The 19,610-nt window shown below is 42.5% G+C and carries 14 protein-coding genes; 7 read left to right on the top strand and 7 right to left on the bottom strand.

Annotated features, from left to right (window positions below):
- Nucleotides 1-4 precede the first annotated feature (4 nt).
- The gene (locus HXT55_RS00125; RefSeq protein ID WP_004113759.1) at nucleotides 5-1,063 is read left to right on the top strand and encodes a LacI family DNA-binding transcriptional regulator; all 1,059 of its coding nucleotides are present in this window, start codon (nucleotides 5-7) and stop codon (nucleotides 1,061-1,063) included.
- Nucleotides 1,064-1,205: 142 nt separating this feature from the next.
- Here the strand turns inward: HXT55_RS00125 and HXT55_RS00120 are convergent, their stop codons facing one another.
- On the bottom strand, nucleotides 1,206-2,735 hold the full coding sequence (locus tag HXT55_RS00120; RefSeq protein ID WP_080968790.1) for an aminotransferase class I/II-fold pyridoxal phosphate-dependent enzyme: 1,530 nt from the start codon (nucleotides 2,733-2,735) through the stop codon (nucleotides 1,206-1,208).
- A gap of 471 nt (nucleotides 2,736-3,206) precedes the next feature.
- Here HXT55_RS00120 and HXT55_RS00115 point away from each other — a divergent pair, with 471 nt between their 5' ends.
- On the top strand, nucleotides 3,207-3,473 hold the full coding sequence (locus HXT55_RS00115) for a hypothetical protein (protein ID WP_103013388.1): 267 nt from the start codon (nucleotides 3,207-3,209) through the stop codon (nucleotides 3,471-3,473).
- Between the two features lie 24 nt (nucleotides 3,474-3,497).
- Here the strand turns inward: HXT55_RS00115 and HXT55_RS00110 are convergent, their stop codons facing one another.
- Together HXT55_RS00110 and HXT55_RS00105 are read right to left on the bottom strand one after the other, a co-directional pair.
- A complete protein-coding gene (locus HXT55_RS00110) occupies nucleotides 3,498-4,328 on the bottom strand; it encodes a nitroreductase family protein (protein ID WP_421792190.1) in 831 nt (276 codons plus the stop codon).
- Nucleotides 4,329-4,401: 73 nt separating this feature from the next.
- On the bottom strand, nucleotides 4,402-4,986 hold the full coding sequence (locus HXT55_RS00105) for a hypothetical protein (RefSeq protein WP_004113769.1): 585 nt from the start codon (nucleotides 4,984-4,986) through the stop codon (nucleotides 4,402-4,404).
- A 183-nt stretch (nucleotides 4,987-5,169) separates the two neighbouring features.
- Between HXT55_RS00105 and HXT55_RS00100 the strand changes: the two genes are divergently transcribed.
- Both HXT55_RS00100 and HXT55_RS00095 read left to right on the top strand, forming a co-directional pair.
- Nucleotides 5,170-5,928 carry a histidine phosphatase family protein gene (locus HXT55_RS00100; RefSeq protein ID WP_004113771.1) on the top strand — a complete coding sequence of 253 codons (759 nt, stop codon included), beginning with the start codon at nucleotides 5,170-5,172 and terminating at the stop codon, nucleotides 5,926-5,928.
- Between the two features lie 154 nt (nucleotides 5,929-6,082).
- The gene (locus tag HXT55_RS00095; RefSeq protein ID WP_013399402.1) at nucleotides 6,083-7,426 is read left to right on the top strand and encodes an ABC transporter substrate-binding protein; all 1,344 of its coding nucleotides are present in this window, start codon (nucleotides 6,083-6,085) and stop codon (nucleotides 7,424-7,426) included.
- Nucleotides 7,427-7,665: 239 nt separating this feature from the next.
- Here HXT55_RS00095 and HXT55_RS00090 read toward each other — a convergent pair whose 3' ends face one another.
- Nucleotides 7,666-8,685: a LacI family DNA-binding transcriptional regulator gene (locus HXT55_RS00090; RefSeq protein WP_014554296.1), complete on the bottom strand. Its 1,020-nt coding sequence runs from the start codon at nucleotides 8,683-8,685 to the stop codon at nucleotides 7,666-7,668.
- 349 nt (nucleotides 8,686-9,034) lie between these two features.
- On the opposite strand from HXT55_RS00090, the gene HXT55_RS00085 reads away from it, so the two are divergent.
- From HXT55_RS00085 to HXT55_RS00075, 3 genes are all read left to right on the top strand, one after another.
- Nucleotides 9,035-9,889: a carbohydrate ABC transporter permease gene (locus HXT55_RS00085; RefSeq protein ID WP_014554297.1), complete on the top strand. Its 855-nt coding sequence runs from the start codon at nucleotides 9,035-9,037 to the stop codon at nucleotides 9,887-9,889.
- Nucleotides 9,886-10,719, top strand: coding sequence for a carbohydrate ABC transporter permease (locus HXT55_RS00080; RefSeq protein ID WP_004113778.1), 834 nt, complete (start codon nucleotides 9,886-9,888; stop codon nucleotides 10,717-10,719). Before HXT55_RS00085 ends, HXT55_RS00080 begins: the two co-directional genes overlap by 4 nt.
- A 148-nt stretch (nucleotides 10,720-10,867) precedes the next feature.
- The gene (locus HXT55_RS00075) at nucleotides 10,868-11,482 is read left to right on the top strand and encodes a YesL family protein (protein ID WP_009994403.1); all 615 of its coding nucleotides are present in this window, start codon (nucleotides 10,868-10,870) and stop codon (nucleotides 11,480-11,482) included.
- Nucleotides 11,483-11,818: 336 nt separating this feature from the next.
- Here HXT55_RS00075 and malQ read toward each other — a convergent pair whose 3' ends face one another.
- The 3 genes from malQ to pulA all read right to left on the bottom strand — a co-directional run bounded on the left by malQ (nucleotide 11,819) and on the right by pulA (nucleotide 19,541).
- A complete protein-coding gene (gene malQ / locus HXT55_RS00070) occupies nucleotides 11,819-14,068 on the bottom strand; it encodes a 4-alpha-glucanotransferase (RefSeq protein ID WP_421792187.1) in 2,250 nt (749 codons plus the stop codon).
- 243 nt (nucleotides 14,069-14,311) lie between these two features.
- Nucleotides 14,312-17,104: a hypothetical protein gene (locus HXT55_RS00065; protein ID WP_421792185.1), complete on the bottom strand. Its 2,793-nt coding sequence runs from the start codon at nucleotides 17,102-17,104 to the stop codon at nucleotides 14,312-14,314.
- 445 nt (nucleotides 17,105-17,549) lie between these two features.
- Nucleotides 17,550-19,541 carry a type I pullulanase gene (gene pulA, locus HXT55_RS00060; RefSeq protein WP_421792183.1) on the bottom strand — a complete coding sequence of 664 codons (1,992 nt, stop codon included), beginning with the start codon at nucleotides 19,539-19,541 and terminating at the stop codon, nucleotides 17,550-17,552.
- Between the last annotated feature and the right edge of the window lie 69 nt (nucleotides 19,542-19,610).

Here is a 19,610-nt window from a genome sequence, read left to right as displayed (position 1 = left end):
AAGCATGGGAAAGAAAATTACAATGCAGGATATTGCTGATGCAGCGCGTGTCTCTAAATCTGCTGTCTCCTTTGCGTATAATACTCCTGATCGCTTATCGTCAGAAACTGTAGAACACATATTTTCAGTTGCAAAGGAACTAGGATATGTGCGTAATCCTGTTGCTTATATGCTGCGAACTCAAAAGACAAATAGTTTGGGATTGTTACTACCACAGCAATTAGGGCGAGTGCTAGAAAACCCATACTATTCGGAATTTATTCAGGGTATTGGGCAAATCTGTGAGCGAGAGGGATTGACGCTTCTTTTAGTGCCTCCACTTCGTAATTCTATGTTAAAAGCAATTCCTTATGCTGCCGTTGACGGTTTTATAGTAACTGGTTTAGAAGAAGATCGTGGTGAAGTTGAAGCGCTTATGCAGCAAGGAAAGCCATTTGTGATTGTTGACAGTGAAGTACATAGCCAGGCTCCGAGTATCAATATTGATGAGACGCGCGCTATGAAAGAATTAACTGAGCATCTTATTTCATTGGGTCATCGCAATTTTGTGGTGATTTCTCCAGAATCAGGTAATGATGATGGGTATCTTTCTTGGCATGGAACAATTCGTCGCCGTATTGATGGTGTGGTTTCTGCTTTAGAAGAGAATGGAATAGCTCCACTGGTCGATAAGAAAAATGTTATTGAAGTGCCATGTACTCGTACTGGAGGAGAAGAAGCTTTTGCACAAATAAAACAAAATAATTCTGTATTACCAACTGCATTCATCTGTTTTAGTGATGTTATTGCGTTTGGAGTAATGGACGCTGCTAGACAGTCTGGTTTGCAAATCCCACGCGATATTTCTGTTACAGGCTTTGATGATATAGATGAGTCTGCATGTAGTAATCCACCGTTGACAACAGTTAAACAACCTGTCACAACTAAAGGACGTTTAGCTGCTGAATATATAGTAGAGACTTTGAATGCTGGGTATGAACGAGCATCATCCCGTCACGTATGCCTACCTATTACTGTGCTGCTGCGTGAGTCAATTGGCCCAGCAGCATCTATAAGAGAATAGGCTGCGTAGTAAATACTTGATTCCTTCCTCCTATGAAAATATAGTGCCACGTTAAGTTTTTTTAGCGTGGCACTATATGCATAATTTCTTGAATAGGGTCAGAATTAATCGTAATTTTTTGTTTATGCAAAAATTATGATTTCTACTGGCGATAGTAGGAGAGGAAGCTGGAGAGTTTGCCCATTGCATCGCGAAGCGTTTGTAAGCGTGGCAAGTAGACTACGCGGAAGTAGCCTGGAGTCTGCCAATTAAAGCCTTTTCCGTGCACAATCAGCAACTTCTGATCGCGTAGCAGATCAAGCGCAAACTGTTCGTCGTCGTGAATGTTGTAGCGAGCAGGATCGAGTTTTACAAACATGTAGAAAGCAGCATCTGGTCGCTCAACGCTTACGCCATCCATCTCCTGAAGTGCGTTATAGCAATACTCGCGCTGCTCATACACGCGTCCGCCCGGCTCCAAATACTTCTCAACGCTTTGGTATCCGCCTAAAGCAGTCTGAATAATAGATTGCGCAGGAACGTTCGAGCACAAGCGCATATTAGACAGCATGTTAAGCCCCATAATGTAGTCGCGAGCTTTGGATTTATCTCCCGAAAGGCTCATCCAACCAATACGGAAGCCAGCAATCATATGCGACTTAGAAAGTCCGCTAAAAGTTACGCAGAACACGTCTGGAGCAAGAGAAGCAATCGAAACATGTTTTTTGCCGTCCATAACAAGACGATCGTAAATCTCGTCCGCAAAAATAATCAGATTAAACTCGCGCGCAATCTTAACAATCTCTTCCAAAACTTCGCGACTATACAGCACGCCTGTAGGATTATTCGGGTTAATAATCACGATTGCTTTAGTACGAGGTGTGATTTTAGAGCGAATATCGGCAATATCTGGGTACCAATGCGACTTTTCGTCACACATGTAGTGCACAGGAGTGCCGCCAGCCAAGCTCGCGCACGCAGTCCACAACGGGTAGTCTGGGCTTGGTATAAGAATCTCGTCGCCGCAATCAAGCAACGCTTGCATAGAAAGATTAATCAGCTCGGAAACGCCGTTTCCAGTGTAAATATCTTCCATTTGCACGCCTGGAATGCCCTTAAGTTGATCGTATTGCATAATCGCCTTGCGTGCGGAGAAAAGTCCGCGACTATCCGAGTAGCCTTCGCAGTCAATAAGCTGCTGTTGCATGTCGTAAATCACTTCGTCTGGAGCGCGGAATCCAAAAGGCGCAGGATTCCCAATGTTGAGCTTTAAAATATGCGTTCCGTTTGCTTCCATGCGGTTTGCTTCTTCTACAACAGGGCCTCGAACGTCGTAAAGCACGTGCTCAAGTTTGGTGGATTTGTTGAAGTTTCTATGTTTGAGTGTTTCGGAAAGCTCATCTTCTGTTAATGGGTGATTTTCCTCGTGCTGCTCGCTGCAGTCTGCTTGCGCCTTTTGCGCGGTTTTTGCGCAAGAATGCCCACCTTTGATTCCGTAGTCGCTAATTTCAAGAATTTGTGCAAGCATATCTCGCACGTCTTTGCGTGGCTCAGTTTTACCGCTTAAATACTGGCTTAACTGGCTTTTGCCAAGCTTATGGCCGCTTTTTGCTGCAAGATCGATTACATCAATCTGCTTATATCCTTTGATTTTCATGGCCTTTTTAAGGTCGTTTGCAAAATTCTGTGCCATAATCCGTCTTTCTTATAGAAGCTTATAAAATCAGCATTCTTAAATTGAACAAACTTACAACAAAGTTCAAAATAGAAGCTATAAATTGAACTTTGAGGCGATTAAAAGACAATTTTACGCATAAAAAAGCATTTTGCAAGCCTAGAATTGAATTTATTTTGAATTTTGACCAAATTCTGGCTGAGTAATAATTAAGAATTGAACTAAAAAGACATTAAATTGAACTTATTTTGATTTGCTGGAATACGATTTTGCGCAAGCTTCAATCTTGTAGTGTGTTTGTAGCACTGCTCGAACGGATAATCCGCGAGAGCACTCCTCCCGCGTTTGTTTTCCGAATTGGCTATTACGACAACAAATGCGGGAAGAAGCTGCTGACTTTGTGCCAAAAATGGGTCAAATTTGATATATTTTTGGTACATTTTTGATATATTTTCCACAAATAATTGCGCAGTTTGTTGCGGTGATACTATGGGTTACATGTATTTCTTTACTCCGCGCAGATGTGAATCTACTCAAAAAATAATGTACGCCAACAAAGGGCAGGCTCTTATTGCAGCGGATAAAAGTTTTACGGAACGCGGAGCAAAGCTGTGGGTTTATAAATGCGATTATTGCGGAAGTTGGCATTTAACGCATTCAAATCCTGCAATTCGTAAGTATTGCGATATGCGCTCGCGATTTGAAACAACCAAACCTAAGTCTAGAAAACGCGGATATAAGCCGCGTCTTCGTTAAATAATTAACGTTAAATAATTAACGCTAAAAAATCAATAAATCAATACTTAAAAGTAAATCCTTGCGCATTAAGCTGCGATTCGCAACTATGGTTTTGGCTCCAGAATCTACAGCAAGCTTTGTGATTTGTGCGCTGAACGCGTCTACTGGTTTGCTGGCATTTCGCAAATCGTAGTATTTATGCACTCTTTCATCGAATTCTGCAAGTTTTTCAAGCAAAACATCATCGCTGCTAGGGTATTCATTTTCAAAGAATTGCATGCTCGAATCCATGCGCGGCTTTAGTTCTGGGGACTGGTCTGGCATTCCAATCGCAAGCCCAAGTACTGGATACGTGTATTTTGGCAACTTCAAAAGTTCAATTAAATCGGGTATATTGTTCAAAATTGAACCAAGAATTACGCATCCAAGTCCAAGCGATTCTGCGGCTGTTTCCATAGCGTGTAGTGCAAGAATTGCGTCATTTTGTGATTGTGAGAACCTGTATCCTGTTTTAAGCGTAAAGTCGTTCCCGTCTGCATCAATGCCATTTTTGCGCGCTATAGCAGCATTTCTGTGCTGGTCAATAATAAAAACATACAAAAGTGGTGCTGTGGCTATATAAGTTTGATTTCCAAGTTCGGAAAGCTTTTTCTTAAGGCTTACGCTTGTGATTTTAATCGCGGACCAGTCGTTTAAAAACTGACTACAAGCTGCACGCTGTGCTGCTGCTTCCAACGTTTTTACAATATTTTCGCTAATCGGCTCGTTTTTAAAAGCGCGTATAGATCTGCGATTAAGAAGTGTTTGAATTGTTTTATTTTCTTCAATCTGTTTATTGTTGTTTTGATCGTTATTTTGTTGCAACTCTGTCATTTTATTTCCTTAAAATTATGCTATTTAAAAATATTTATGCTATTTAGACTACTTAAAATGCTTGTTTTTCTTGTTATTTTCTGCGACTTTGCCTTTTCTTAATTGCAGATAGTACCGCGCGATTTGTGTATCTACCTGCAACTGTTGTTAAGATTGCGCTAAAAACCGCAAGCCCGATGTTCATGAGCAAAGAATCTTCTTGTTTATTGTCTTTACTGATTTTTTTATAGTCTTCTCTATTTACGTCTTTATTTTTGCTACTTTTATTTTTTCTGTATTTCTCAAATTGTTTATTTTGCGCGATTTTGTGCATTTTATTGTTTTTTACGTAATGCTTCCATACGATTTCTGCGACTTTACCTACGACCATTGTAACGATTGCAGGGATTGCAGATTTTGCAATCATATCTAACAAAGTGTCAGGATTTTTAAGTCTTTTTTGTCTTAATGCAATAGCTTTATCGTTAACCTTGTTTAAACGCTTAATTGTAAGATTTGAAGCGCTGCGGGTTGCGCTGCGAGACGCATTATGAGTCGCACTATAATCTGCATGCGCGTTGGAAGATTCGGTATAAAATTGACCAGAAGAGTCTTGTCGTGAATCGTGCTGCGAATCATATCGTGAATCATATCGTGAATCATTTTGGGTTAACGTCATATTTTTATGTTAATGGTAGCGAAATACCAATTAGTAATTGACATGTAAAAGTGTTATAAAAGTGTTATAAAAGCGAGCGAACATGGCAGTGGAGCCAGTTTGTATGTAATGGGTTTAGATTTGCGCTAAGGCACCAAGCGCAGATTTTCGACTTGTTGGCGGTGCTTAAGGCGGAGTGGATTTATGCTGAACAGTATTGACGTTGACGTTAATGGTGGTTCATTTAGCGGAGATTCGTATGAGATTCAAGATGTTCCAGCAACTTGTGGCGGAGCTCCAGAGGGAAGACTTGTTCTTTTGCGTCACGGACAAACTGTTTGGAGCGAATCAGGTCAGCATACAGGTAGAACGGATATACCGCTTACTCAAATTGGTTGTTCGCAAGCAGTTTATGCTGGTGAGCGCATTCGACAAGCATTTCCTAAGGGTTTTGATGCAGACTGCCAGTTTGTAAGCCCTCTTGTTCGCGCTCGGCAAACAGCTCAACTAGCAGGTTTTACGCATTGCACGCCGCTAGAATACGCAGCTGAATGGGATTATGGGTGTGCAGAAGGGCGAACTAGAAAAGATGTCTCCGCGTTAAGTGGAGTAGAATCGTGGGATGTTTGGCGAGATGGTCCTAAGGCTCTTCCAGAGTTTATGTCGGATTCTTGTGAAGAGTCTCTTCCGAGTGGTGAAACGGTGAAAGTAGTACGCTGCAATGGGGAAAGTCTGCAGGATGTTTCTGATAGAACGCAAAAAATAATCGACTCTGTTTTGCCAAAGCTTAAAAGCGGCAAGGATGTGATTATTGTTGCGCACGCGCATGTTCTTAGAATTTTAGCTATGAGATGGTTAGGCGTTGATGCGTCTCAAGCGCGGTTGCTGCGACTAGACACCGCCCACTACAGCGCTCTTGGAACTTATAAGGGAGATCGTGTAATCGTTCGCTGGAATTGTTGATTTGTGATTGTTGCAGATTGTGCGACACGCCATCATATCAACACTGCTATCGTTTGCAATATCTTTGCATTTGAGGCATAATAAAAATTGTCGAAAAGGGCACCTAGGGGTGCGGCGGCTCATAGTAGGGTCGACGGCATAGGAGAAAGGTTCGATGATGAATCGTACAATTAAGTCAACAATTGCGCTTGTAGCTTGCTCCGCGATGGCATTTGGTGCGCTCGCTGCATGTGGTTCCAGCTCTTCGGATTCTTCCGACAAGGGTAAGGTTTACTTCCTTAACTTCAAGCCAGAATCTGCTGATCAGTGGAAGGAAGTCGCTAAGGAATATACCAAGAAGACTGGTATTCCTGTAAAGGTCCAGAACGCTGCTTCTGGTACATATGAGCAGTCTCTTAAGAGTGAAATCAGCAAGGGTGATGAAGCCCCTACACTCTTCCAGGTGAATGGTCCTGTTGGATATGCGTCTTGGAAGGATTACACTGCAGATCTTAAGGATACGGAGCTTTACAAGCAGCTTCAGAACAAGGATATTGCTCTTAAGGACGGAGATAAGGTTGTTGGTGTTCCATACGCAATGGAAACTTACGGCTTGATTTACAACAAGTCTTTGTTAAAGAAGTACACTGAGCTTAAGGATGCAAAGGTAAAGTCTGCTGAAGAGATTAATTCCTTCGATAAGCTTAAGGCTGTTGCTGACGACATTCAGGCTCGTAAGAGTGAACTTGGTGTTGATGGTGCTTTCACTTCTGCTGGTTTCGATTCCAGCTCTGATTGGCGCTTTAAGACTCACCTTGCAAACATTCCTCTGTACTATGAGTTCAAGGCAGACAAGGTAACTAAGCAGCCAGCAAAGATCAAGGGCACGTTCCTTGACGGATACAAGAAGATCTTTGATCTTTACATTACTGATTCCACCACTCCTGCAACTCAGCTCAGCTCTAAGACTGGTGAGGATGCAAACTCTGAGTTCTCGCTTGGCAAGGCTGTGTTCTATCAGAATGGTACTTGGGCTTGGACCGACCTGCAGAAGGCTGGCATGAAGGCTGAAGACCTTGGCATGCTCCCAATCTACATTGGTGCTAAGGGCGAAGAAAAGCAGGGCTTGGCTACTGGCTCCGAGAACTACTGGTGCATTAACGATAAGACTTCGGATGCAAACAAGAAGGCAACTAAGGACTTCTTGAAGTGGGTTCTTACCTCTGATTATGGCAAGGAAGCTATGTCTAAGAAGATGGGCTTCACCACTCCATTCAAGAGCTTTGCTGATATGAAGTCTGAGAATCCTTTGACTGCTGCTGCTGTTGAAGATGCTCAGTCTGGTAAGACTCCTGTAAGCTGGAACTTCACTATGATGCCATCTGACAACTGGAAGAACGATCTTGGCTCCGCTTTGCTTGAGTATGCTCAGGGCACTGGCAAGTGGGATAAGGTTAAGAGCGCCTTCGTTGACAATTGGGCTAAGGAAGTTGCTCAGACTCACGAAGATCAGGATTAATCTGAATATTGATTATTCGGCTTAAACTTGATTGCAAATTAAAGTCATAATTTAAGAACATAATTTAAAACGATAATTTAAGATTGGGCTGTTGATGTAATTGCATTAGCACAGTGCATTAATAGCCTACCAAAAGAGCTTCAAGCCTTAGGGGTTTGAAGCTCTTTTGTTTGAATTTAGGCTGACTTAGTCTGATATTTAAATAGTATTTTAAGATTGCATTTAAAATGGTACTTGAACTAAGCTGCGTCAAGTTGAGATGTACTCGAGCGCACAATTAGCTGTGCTGGAATCGTAATGTATCTGCGACTTTCATCTAAATAATCTCCATTAATTAAAGATAAAGTCATTTTTGCAGTATCTACTGCCATGCTTACAGGGTCTTGTCTAATAGTTGTAAGTCCTGTTTCTCTAGCGTAGAAGCTGTCGTCAAAACCAATAATTGAAAGATCTCCTGGAGTATTGTATCCACTCCTAGAAAGCTGGAACATTAAAGGTATTGCTATTCCATCTTCTTGGCATGCAATTGCAGTAGGCATACTACTGTTGCTTAAAAGCGATGAAACTATTGAACTTATGCGGTCTAAACCTTCTGGAGCTACGATTTCGGTAGGCGTAATATTGTTAATCTTGCATTCGTCAATAAACGAATGATAACGTTGTAAAACGCTGAAATGCAGGGAAACATCGCGATTTGTGCGAATATAAGCTATGTTTTTATGACCTAATCCAATAAGATGGCGAGCCATAAGCCTCGCGCCCTGATTGTCGTCAATATTAATTGTTGCGTCAAAATCGCAGTCCATAGGATATAAGCAATTTATGCCTAAAACCGGTACGCCAGTTGCCTTTAATGAAGCAACTTCCGACTTATTTACGTCAAATGAGCAAACTATTACAGCATCCGCATTTCTTCGAGTTGGTAGCATATCAAAGAATTCTGCGCGTTCTTGGCTGCTTGATATTTGGAAAATTGATAGATCGTATCCTGCTGGGTGAAGAACCTGATTCAATCCTTGTATTATGGATGCGCTAAACCACAGGCGAATGCTGTCGCTCATTAGTAGTGCGACTCTTAGAGTTTTGCCAGATTTTAAAGCGGCTGCAGAACGAGATATTGAGAAGTTTAGTTTTTCTGCAATAGCCAACACTTTGTCGCGAGTTATTGCGGAAACTAAGTCTGGTCGTGTAAATGAGCGTGAAACAGTAGATACTGATACGTGAGCTTCGTTGGCAACATCTTGAATATTAGCCGGCATGTGAACTCCTTTATTCGCACAACATCAATATCTTCATCAATATTTTTATTAATGTCTTCATTAATATCATTCAATCATCTTCAACGATAGTATATGAGCAGCGCATACATCAATGTTCATTGCGCCTCTTATACACAAACGTTTGCAATAAAAATAATAATAGCAGATTTTGCTGCAAAATCGCCAAAAATAGGGATTTTCTTCACATTTAATTTTGATTTCATCGCGTAACGACATGCAAAAAATGACAACGTTTGACATTGCTGTTGCATGTAGTAATATAAAAGTATTGGTTCGGGCGTCGACGCTCGTACAAGCGTTGTACTCAAGGAGGAGAAAGTGACGAGTCATGATTAATATGAGTGGAAAAGCAATACGCAAATGGTGGGCGTTATTCGCTTTGCCAACGTTTGCTGCTTTTGTAATCGGCTTTTTAGTGCCGTTCGTGATGGGTGTGTATCTTAGCTTTACTAAGTTCCATACTGTTACGGATGGAAAGTTTGTGGGTATTCGCAATTATCGCAAGGCTTTGCGCGATCCTCATTTTATTCATTCGTTGATTTTCACAACTGCTTTTACTGTGGTAACAACAGTTGTTATTAACGTTATTGCTTTTGCAATTGCGTATATGCTTACAAAGAAGTTCAAAGGTTCAAACTTATTCCGTACAGTGTTCTTTATGCCAAATCTTATTGGTGGCATTGTTTTGGGATATGTTTGGCAAGTAGTGCTTAATGGTATTTTAGGCTACTTTGGTCGTGCTATTACGTATTCTGCGACGTACGGATTCTGGGGCATGGTTCTTTTGATATGCTGGCAGCAAATCGGATATATGATGATTATTTACATTGCTGGTTTGCAGGCGCTTCCAGGAGATGTTATTGAGGCGGCAGCTGTTGATGGCGCAAGCCCAACGCAAACGCTGTTTAAGATTACGATTCCTCTTATGATGCCGTCCATTACAGTGTGCACATTCTTGACTGTTACAAACGGATTCAAGCTGTTCGATCAGAACTTGGCGTTGACTAATGGTGCTCCTTCCAGAAAGTCGGAGATGTTGGCGTTGAACATTTTCAACACATTCTATGGAAGAATCAATGGTGAAGGCGTCGGTCAGGCAAAGGCAGTCATATTCTTCATCATTGTGGCTGTAATTGCTTTGATTCAGAACAGGTTGACAACGTCTAAGGAGGTGGCAGCATGAACGAGAAAACTAAGCATCCTGTGCTTTGGACCACGCTTTTTGCTGTAGTGAGTTTGTTGTGGATTTTCCCAATCGCGTTAGTGTTTATGAATTCCTTTAAGTCAAAGGTGTATATTGCTAGCGAGCCATTCTCACTTACTCCAAAGTCGTTTATTGGTTTTGATAATTACGTTCTTGGCATTAACCGCACGAATTTGTTGATGAGCTTCTGGTGGACAATTGTTGTAACGATTGGCGCTGTGGTTCTGATTCTTTTGTGCACTTCGATGTGTGCATGGTGGATTGTGCGAGTAAACAATTGGGCTGCAAGGCTGCTTTACGTATTGTTCTTGTTCAATATGATTGTGCCGTTCCAGATGGTTATGTTCACTCTTTCCAACATCACTACAAAGCTTGGATTGAACACCCCTTGGGGATTGTGGATTATCTACCTTGGTTTTGGCGCAGGTTTGGCTGTGTTTATTTTCACGGGCGTTGTGAAGGGTATTCCTCAGGAATTGGAAGAGTCCGCAATGATTGATGGTGCTTCAGTGCCTCGCATATTCTTCCAGATTATTGTTCCGATTATGAGACCTGCTATTATATCTGTGTCGATTTTGCAAACAATGTGGATTTGGAATGACTTCCTTCTTCCTTACCTCACTTTGGATTTGAACAAGTATAAGACTGTTTCGATTGCAGTTCAATATTTGAAGGGTGGTTATGGCTCCGTTGAAATGGGTGCCATGATGGGCTGCTTGGTTCTTGCCATTCTTCCAATTATTATCTTCTACCTCATCTGCCAGAAGTATATTATCAAAGGCGTTATGGCTGGTGCGGTAAAAGGCTGAGGTCTTTTCTCCTTCGGACCTCGGTTGCATGATGATGGTGGTTGCAAAACTTTGCTTCCACCATCATTTGTGTTTAAGTGTATTTTTTTAGTGTATTGTTATTTTAGATTTGTTTTAGATTGCGTTTAACTATGCAGGAGTGGTTGTAATGATTTCTTTTGGAAGCCCCGATTCAAAGTTTGCTCAAGGAATGGAATCGTTTGCAGACGCAGTATGGCTTACCATTTTAATGATTATTACGAGTGTTCCGATTATAACGATTGGCGCATCAATTACAGCTGCTCATGAAACTGCTAGAAGGATTGAGCGCGGAGAAGCACACACAACTTCAATCTATTTTAAATCTTTTAAAAATAATTTTGTTAAATCTACTATTATTTGGATAATCTTGCTTCCGATTCTTGTGGCAATTGTAGGGTCTTGGATTTTTCTGCAGCTTACGCCACTTTTAATAATAAAGTTTGCAATCAGTATTTTATGGATTTTGGTTGCTCAATGGGTGTTTGCTCTTCAAGCAAGATTTGAAAATTCTGTTGGTAGAACTTTGATTAATTCGTTGATTTTTAGCGTATCTTACATTGCAACCACTTTTATGATGGTTTTGCTTGATTTTGTATTTTTTGCGCTTGTCTATTTATCTTTAAAGTATTTTTTGCAGGGATTACCGCTGTTGATTTTGCTTGGATGGGGGTCTTTGATTATGCTCCATACTCCGCTGCTTGAGCGTGTGTTTGCAAAATACGTTAAAACAAGTGGTAAGTGATTTGTGAATTGACATTAGTAACCCGAGAATTATATTTAATTGGGTATTTGGGTAACTAAATAACCGTGGTAACCAAATAAGGGCAATCGGCAAAATAATTAATGAGGCGAACACCATCACGGATGTTCGCCTCATTTGGGACATCATTACAAGGTGCTTTAAATGTGCAACTATGCGCAAATCCTAACACCATGTCGGGGAAGGAAACAAGTTACTCTTAACAGATAACCATGCCCTTTCATTATACTCTAAATAGCTTTATTTATAAAGGTTTTCACCCTTTCTTTTTTGTTGTTTTTATTGTTGTTTTTATTGTTATTTTGGCTTAAATTCTAATTATTTTTTGCCGTTCATAACAGCTGCCATAGAAAGCACTCTAGGTGACTTAAACACTTCGTCGGTATGAACAACATTGCCATCTTTATCAGTAAGAGGAATACGCCAATTTGGATATTCTGTACTGGTTCCAGGCTGATTCTGCGAACGCTTTTCTCCAACTGCGTCAACAAGCGCCACTTGCAAAAGCAAAGATGGGGAAGTGCGCATAATCGCATGCATAGCCTCCACAATCTCTTGCACATGGTCTTCTACATGTTCGGCAGCATCCTTGCTAATCCATCCGCCTTCCAAAAGCATCTTCATCATGGCGTCTCGCTCGGCGCTAGCAGCCTTCTGGAAGCTTTCTACAGAATCGGTAAGCAAATGAAGCTCCTCGCGAAGCTTAACATGCTCAAAAGCAAGGTATCCAGCTGTAGGTGGCATGTCGTGAGTTGTAACAGATGCCAAAGCGTATTCGCGGTATGTAGAAGGGTTTGCAAATATAATCTGCTTTTTACCAGCCTTCTTAGCGGCTTTTTCTGCATCGTCGTTGTGAGTGAACCATTCAACAACAGTTCCAAGAATTCCATGCGAGGCAAGAACCTTAGAAACATATGCTGGAACAGTGCCCAAATCTTCGCCAATCACCAATCCGCCTGCGCGAGTTGCCTCAATGCTAAGCACAGCAAGCATAGCGTCCACGTTGTAGTACACGTAAGCACCGTTTTTAGCTCCTTGACCTTGCGGAATCCACCATAAGCGGAAAAGCCCGAGCACGTGGTCAATTCGAACCGCGCCAGCATGCAAGAACACGTTGTGAACCATGTCTCGGTATGCAATGTAACCAGTTTCGTCTAGATAATTAGGGTCAAATGGAGGCTGACCCCAATCCTGACCTTGCTGGTTGTAGAAGTCTGGAGGTGCACCAACACTAACGCCGTTAGCAAATCGCTCTGGGCTCCACCACACATCTGCGCCATAACCGTGAACACCAACAGCCATGTCTTGCATAAGACCAATCGCCATTCCAGCGGCTTTAGCTTCGGCATGGGCAGCTGCAACCTGCTCGTCTGCAATCCACTGCAGCCAGCGGTGGAACTCCAACAAATCAGCGTGCTCGCGCTTAAGCGCGTCAATCTGAGGAGTGCCCTTGCCAGTGGTATCAAACCAAAGGTTATCTCCCCAAGGAGCGCCCCAAACCTCGAAGGCTACGCACCAAGTCGCAAAAGCGTCTAAGTCTTCTCCAGAACGCGCCTTAAAGTCTGCGAAATCCTGCTCACGCTCTGCGCTTCTAGGCTGCTCAAAAATCATCTTTAGTGCTGGTAGCTTTGCGCTCCAAGCAGCGTTAATATCCATAGGATTTGGATCGTTGTTTTGCGCTTCAACCGACTCGTGCAGAGCTTCCACTTGTTCTCTCTGGCTATCGCTTAATTGCGTGTATTCTGGAATATCCTGTGGGCGAATATAAGTTACGTTTAAGAATCTGCGCGACTCAGGCAAATAAGGCGAAGGCTCTAAAGGCGCCACTGGTGCGCAGGCGTGAATTGGGTTTATAAGCATAAAGTCGGCTTTGCCAATGCTACCCGCGTCTTTAAGAAGTCTACGCAAGTCGCCATAATCGCCAACTCCCCAAGATTCTTTTGATCGCACGGAGTAGAGCTGAGTCATGTAACCCCAGCGATGGCGTTCCTGAACGCTTTGTGGAAGAGGGATTCTTGCTGGAGCAGAAATCAGTGTAACCTGAGCATGCAAGGCGCATTCGTCATCTACAGTTGCTTTCAGAGTGTGGTAACCCATTGGCAAATCTTCTGGAAGTTCCAGCAATAAGTCGCCCTCTTTGCTTGTCTTAAAGTTATTAAGCGGCTTATCAGGCGTATCCTCGTATTCTGTTCCGTCTTCTAAAGTCAGTGTTACGTGGATCTTGCTTGGGTTGATTGCACTGCCGCCAGTGTGCACAGGCACTATTGTTTTTGTGCCATTAAAGCATACAACTGTTGGTGGCAGAAGTTCGCTATCTCGCTTTTCTTGCACTCGTTTTAGTGAGTTTGCAATATTTTCCTCTGTATCTGCTTGCCAACCTAGTGCATCTAGCACGCCAACAAGAGCTTCATCGGTAATTTCCGTATAGTCGCCTAGTTGGTCGATGTAGAAAGTTGCAACTCCGCAGGCTTTTGCTAACTGAATTAGTGGACGATTGAGTCGTTCTGCGCTTTCTTCTACGGGCACAGGCGTGGCAGCCTTTGTTTTGGCGTTGTCTGTTGTGCTCATGATGCTCCTTTGTTAATCAGTGGCACATGTAATCTCGTCGCATCGATGTTGGTTTGCAAACGATGTCGAAGAGTGCGATTTCTCAACACCTCACTGGATTGAGGCACGCTCTAGCTAACCATTATATTAAGTATTGATATCGTTTGCAATATTGGCGATTTTAGTGGGTTTTAACAAAAACCGCAGAAAGCTAAATGCCAACTGCGGTTTTGTTATTTGTTATTTGCGCATATTTGCTGCTACTTACTTGCGACGGATTCGCATAAAGTGCCATCCTGCGCCGATTGCTGCGATTCCAGCAGTTATGCTGCCAGCAACAGCTGCGATTAACGTTGTGCTGTTGCCAGCGGCGTGCTCACCGTTGTTTGCGCCAGATGCCTGAGCGCTCTTATCGCTGCTATTGTCTTCGCTCTTTGAGTCTTCGTTCTTGGACTCTTCGGATTCCTTCTGATTTTCATCTTTTGCAGAATCGTTAGATGTGTTCTTGGACTCTTCGCTCTTTGTTGTGTTTGCGGAGCTTGCTGTAGGAGCAGCAGGAGCAGCAGATGCTGCAGCACGAGGCGTGCGTGCAGGAGTCTCTGCGGTTGCTGGCGACTTAGCAGTAGCATTTTCTACGAGTTCTTCTGCAGCTTTTGCGGTATGCGTGGACTCCGTTTGGTTCGCTGGAACAGCACTGTGCTTAGGTGCAGCCTGTGGTGCAGACTGTGATACAGACTGTGATACAGAAGGAGCCGAAGCCTGTGGCGCACTTGGTGCAGCATTGTTCTGTGGCGCATTCTGTGGAGTGCTTGGAGCTGGAGCTGGCTGTTTTGCGCTTGGTGGCGCAGAAGGAGCCGGTTCCAGCACCTGTGGATTTGAAGCCGCTGGAGGTGCTGGTGGATTAAGCGGAGCTTGTGGCTGCACCTGTGGAGTCTCTTGCGGAGTCTCTTGCGGAGTCTCTTGCGGAGTCTCTTGCGGAGTGCTTGGAGCTGGAGCAGGAGCTGGTGTAGAAGGAGCTGGCTTCTGAACCTGTGGATTCAAAGATTCCTCAGCCTGCTGCTTTGCTGCAGTGAGACTCTTTTCCACATTGTTCAACGTTTGTGTTGATTTATCAAGTTCTTTAGATCGATTAGCAACCTCTTTTATCATTAAATCAAAAGCGAATTCGATGGTTTGGGAACTTGCAGCATACTTTGAAATAAGTGTACGCTTGGTCTCTTCAATTGAAGCTTTTAGCTCTAAGATCTTTGCTTTAGTTGCTTCAACATTAGTTTTCGCTTCATTTAGTTTTTGCTTTGCTGTTTCAGCAAGTTGTTTAGTCGCCTCGACATTAGTTTTAGCTTCGGATATTTCTTTATCGATTCGCTTCAAGTCTTCTTTAAGTTGATTAAGATTCTTTTCGGCGGTATCCTTATCTATTTTAGCGTTTTCAAGATTAGCAGTTTCGTCTTGAACTTTTTTCTCTGCTTTTTGTGCTTCTTCTGTTATTGCCAGTAAGTTTTGAGCAGCTTTTTCTGCCTCCTCTTTAGCTTTTTCTGCATCTCTGCTAGCGACATTTAGATCTTTTTCAGCATCTTGTTTAGATTCTTTTAGCTCTTTTATAGTATTCTCAAGCTCAGCTAGTTCGGATTCTTTATCTGAAACTTTTTTAGCTAAAGAATTAGATTCAGACTTCTTCTCATTGGCAGCTTTTCGAGCATCTTTTGCATTATCAGAAATTCTTGTTAAAGAATTTATCTCAGAAGTCAATTCAGAAATTGTATCTAATAGATCTCTTATTTGACTACTTTTATCTGCTTTGGCAAGTTCTTCTTCTGCTTTTTTTGCTTCAGTACTTAGTTTTTCGCTATTTTCTTTTGCGGTACTAGCTTCGTTTTTTAATTGCTCTTCAATATCTTGCGCCTCTGTCTTTTTAGTTTGCGCGTTAGTTAATTTTTCTATGTGTGAAGGATCACCAAGTTTTGATCTATCGGATTCTAATTTTTGTAATTCTCTCTCATATTCGGCAACTTTTTCTTTTTGTTTCGTATATGCAAGTTGTTTTTGGGCAGCAGTTTTTTCTGCTTCTTCAGCTTGTTTTTTAGTCGAAGCAACTTTTTCTTTTAACTGATTAATTTTGTTTTGATCATTGTCAGCATCAAGAGTTTTTAGATTTTCTTCTGCAGTTTTAATTTGCTTAGTAATGTTCTCAATCTTATTATCGACGCCTTCAGCAGCTGCTTCCTTTTGCTGTGCTTCCTTTTCAAGCTTTTCAGCTTCTACCTTAGTGGATTCAGACTTTTGCTTAGCTTCAGCTAACTCTGCTTCAAGCTTAGATTTAGCCTCTTCTTCATTTGCTAAATCTTCTGCAGTTTCTTCGTTGTCATCTTTTGCGTCCTCAGCAAGTTCATCTTTTGCAGCTTTTTCTTCAGACCTAATTTTGTTTACTTGATCAGCATTTTGCTTAGCCTCGTCAGTCACTTTCTTGTCTTTTTCTGCCTCTTTTACGGCTTTACTCTTCTCTTCAATGCGCTGCTCGGCATTTGCTATATTCTGAGTCTCTGTTTCTATTTTCTTATTGGTCTCAGCAATGCTATTTTCTGCATTATTTTTCTTTTCTACAGCTTCATTAATTTTTCTTGCAGTATCTTCAGCTTCTTGTTTTGCTTCTTCTACAGCTTTATTTGCTTCATTATGCTTATTCTGAGCTTCTTTTTGTAGATTCTTTGATTCTTCGACTTTTTGGAGTATTTCTGCATTTGCTGGAGTGTTATTCTTAGATGTGCCTGAACCTTGAACCGTTCCAGGATTTTCTTTCTCTTGCTTGCCAGCACCAGCGTCGCCAGTAACAGGCGAGTTAACGGTTTGTGGTGTAGAGTTTTGCGGATCTATAGTTACAACATTGCTAACAGCATTAAAACCAGTGTCGGATATTGTCTTAACCTGTGCTGCTGGATGATTGGACGTATCTGTTGTAGTCGCGTCGGCTGCGTTGGCAGCGTTTGCAATGCTTATGCTTCCAATAAGAGCCAAAGAGCTTGCTCCCAAAGAGATAGCGGCTGCAATCTTAGCGTTCATATTTACCTCATTCTTCAAATCATTTAGGTTTGGGTGTGGGGGTATTTGTTTAATTATCAAGTTGTAAGATCAAAGCGCTGGCATACAATCCGTGTCTGTATTGCGTCTCTGTCTTGTTTCTAGACTTTCTACTCTTCTCTACTCTGCATATTTCTCCACTTTGCATATACACAATAGGGGTATAAAGTATAAAAGTTATTCTAACAGAATCACAGGAATAATTCGCTCACTTTGGCAAGTTATAAGGAACAATTAAGGAAATTACAAGGATTCGCCTTGAAATATTAGTATCCGACTCAGTATTCGAAAATATTGGGTTATTCCCCAAAATATTAATATTCAATCATAAGCCAAAAAATAATCCCGACTTTGTTCCCAAATCACAGGAATAAGAGAACAAAATCGGGATAAATTGCGAGCCGAGCGCGCTCAAGAACTCAAGCAATCAAGCGCACTTGCGACTCAACACAACGAATGTACGCGGCGGCACATGAACCGCACGCTGAGAGCCATTATCATCGCACAGCATAGAAACGCAGCTGCCAGAGTCGTGCCCCGTCCACTTAGCAAAATACTCAGTCGAATCCAACACGCAGCGCCACAGGCTTGCAGATTTAGCAGGCAAATCAATTGTTGCAGACGCATCATTCATAGGGTTCACACACACAATCAAGTCGCTTCCAATCTGCTCCGCAAGAACAGTATTATCAGACGCAGTAAGGTGAGTGCGCTGAGCATCATAAAAGTCAGCATTCTTAGCGCGAAGTTTTATAAGCGCACTATACCATTCTACAAGCGGTTGGAATCGCTCAGCTCTAGACCAATCAAGCTGGTTCATAAGAACGCCGCGATTATAAGAATTATCGCAACCATGCTTAGTGCGACCAAACTCCTCGCCTCCAAGCATAAACGGCATACCAGCAGAACACAAAATCAATCCAGCACTGAGAATATTAGCGCTAAAAATGTCTGCAACGCTGTTTGGATCACTTGCGTCAAAATCGCAGCTAGACGCATTATCGCGCATAGAAATACACAGCTTATCCCACAAAGTCAAATCGTCGTGAGCAGAAACATACTGCACAATTTGACCAACACTTTTACCAGCACAAGGCATACCACGCCAGCCATTAAACGCGTTTCGCACAGGATCCGCCGTCCAAAACTCATTGCCATTTACATATCCGCGGTCATGATGATCCATAACATTGCCCTTAAGCGTGTCACGAGACTCATCACTAAACCAGCCGATTCTAGAATCAAGGAATCCTCGCCCATCTTTATCTCCCATAGGGCAATCATCAGGTACAGCTGCAGCATCCGCGCCCCACGGCTCGCCATACATAAGAATATCTTTGCCGCCATCAAGCTTATCTAATTCTGCGCGAATCATGTTCAACGTTTCCGCGTCCGTTAATCCCATAAGGTCAAATCTAAAACCATCCACATGGTAGCAGCGCGCCCAATGCAAAATAGACTCAATCATAAAACGCCTAAACATTGGGTGATCGGAAGCCATTTCGTTACCGCAGTCAGAACCGTTTGCAAAAGACCCATCAGACTTACGTCTGCAGAAATAGCCTGGGGCGACACTTTCAAACACATTCGACGCAGCCTCAAACATGTGGTTATAAACAACATCCATAACTACGCGCATGCCATTCTTGTGCAAAGCGCCAATCATCGCCTTGCACTCGCGTATTCTTGCCGTACCGTCGTATGGATTGCTAGAGTAAGCACCCTCCGGCACATTGTACGCATGTGGATCGTAGCCCCAATTGTAAAGCGAATCCACGCTCTCACCGTTTTTGCGAGCAGACGAAATCGCAACCTCATCCACAGTCGCAAAATCGTAGATTGGCATTAGTTGAACGTGAGTTACGCCAAGTTTTTTAAGATAGTCGATTCCAGTAGGGAAGTTGTTATCTGAATCTAAAGTCGTATGCGAATCTGTAAAAGCAAGATACTGACCACTATGTTCTGGCTTAAATCCGCCATTAGGATTGCTGCTAAAGTCTTCAACATGCGTTTCCCAAACAACCGTCGCATGGCGTACAAACTCTGGCGACTTATCTTTGTGCCAGTCAGCTGGGCTAACGCGTTCCTCACTTACAACCATGCTGCGCTCGCCATTTACGCCACTAGCAACACCCCAAGGGTCACTTGTACGATTCACTTTTCCATCAGCAAAAGTCACCAGAAAATCGTAATAAACGCCATCTAGCCTTTGCAATATTGAAGTTCTCCATGCGCCGTCGCGCAATGGCTTTAAATTACGTGTTTTGAAAGGTTCGCTGTTGTTTCCTGTTTCAAAAAGTCTTAGCGTCACGCATGATGCGGTTGGCGCCCAAACTGTGAATGTTGTTGATTTTTCATTAAGCGAGCATCCAAGCTGACCCGAGTACACTGGCCATTGTGTTGAAGACGTGAACGTCATGTAATATATCCTTCTTTTAATTATTCAGAAGAAAATGAAGGCCGAAACGCTTTAAAACGCTCGACCCCC

Source organism: Gardnerella sp. KA00718 (assembly GCF_049244285.1).
GTDB classification, from domain to species: domain Bacteria; phylum Actinomycetota; class Actinomycetes; order Actinomycetales; family Bifidobacteriaceae; genus Bifidobacterium; species Bifidobacterium vaginale.
The sequence above is the reverse complement of the archived record's forward strand: the minus strand, read 5'-3'. Positions and strand labels throughout refer to the sequence as shown.

Excerpts from the sequence above, each read along its gene's own strand:
- HXT55_RS00125 (WP_004113759.1), top strand. The coding sequence starts at position 5 with ATGGGAAAGAAAATTACAATGCAGGATATTGCTGATGCAGCGCGTGTC.
- HXT55_RS00120 (WP_080968790.1), bottom strand. The coding sequence starts at position 2,735 with ATGGCACAGAATTTTGCAAACGACCTTAAAAAGGCCATGAAAATCAAA.
- HXT55_RS00115 (WP_103013388.1), top strand. The coding sequence starts at position 3,207 with ATGGGTTACATGTATTTCTTTACTCCGCGCAGATGTGAATCTACTCAA.
- HXT55_RS00110 (WP_421792190.1), bottom strand. The coding sequence starts at position 4,328 with ATGACAGAGTTGCAACAAAATAACGATCAAAACAACAATAAACAGATT.
- HXT55_RS00105 (WP_004113769.1), bottom strand. The coding sequence starts at position 4,986 with ATGACGTTAACCCAAAATGATTCACGATATGATTCACGATATGATTCG.
- HXT55_RS00100 (WP_004113771.1), top strand. The coding sequence starts at position 5,170 with ATGCTGAACAGTATTGACGTTGACGTTAATGGTGGTTCATTTAGCGGA.
- HXT55_RS00095 (WP_013399402.1), top strand. The coding sequence starts at position 6,083 with ATGATGAATCGTACAATTAAGTCAACAATTGCGCTTGTAGCTTGCTCC.
- HXT55_RS00090 (WP_014554296.1), bottom strand. The coding sequence starts at position 8,685 with ATGCCGGCTAATATTCAAGATGTTGCCAACGAAGCTCACGTATCAGTA.
- HXT55_RS00085 (WP_014554297.1), top strand. The coding sequence starts at position 9,035 with ATGATTAATATGAGTGGAAAAGCAATACGCAAATGGTGGGCGTTATTC.
- HXT55_RS00080 (WP_004113778.1), top strand. The coding sequence starts at position 9,886 with ATGAACGAGAAAACTAAGCATCCTGTGCTTTGGACCACGCTTTTTGCT.
- HXT55_RS00075 (WP_009994403.1), top strand. The coding sequence starts at position 10,868 with ATGATTTCTTTTGGAAGCCCCGATTCAAAGTTTGCTCAAGGAATGGAA.
- malQ (WP_421792187.1), bottom strand. The coding sequence starts at position 14,068 with ATGAGCACAACAGACAACGCCAAAACAAAGGCTGCCACGCCTGTGCCC.
- HXT55_RS00065 (WP_421792185.1), bottom strand. The coding sequence starts at position 17,104 with ATGAACGCTAAGATTGCAGCCGCTATCTCTTTGGGAGCAAGCTCTTTG.
- pulA (WP_421792183.1), bottom strand. The coding sequence starts at position 19,541 with ATGACGTTCACGTCTTCAACACAATGGCCAGTGTACTCGGGTCAGCTT.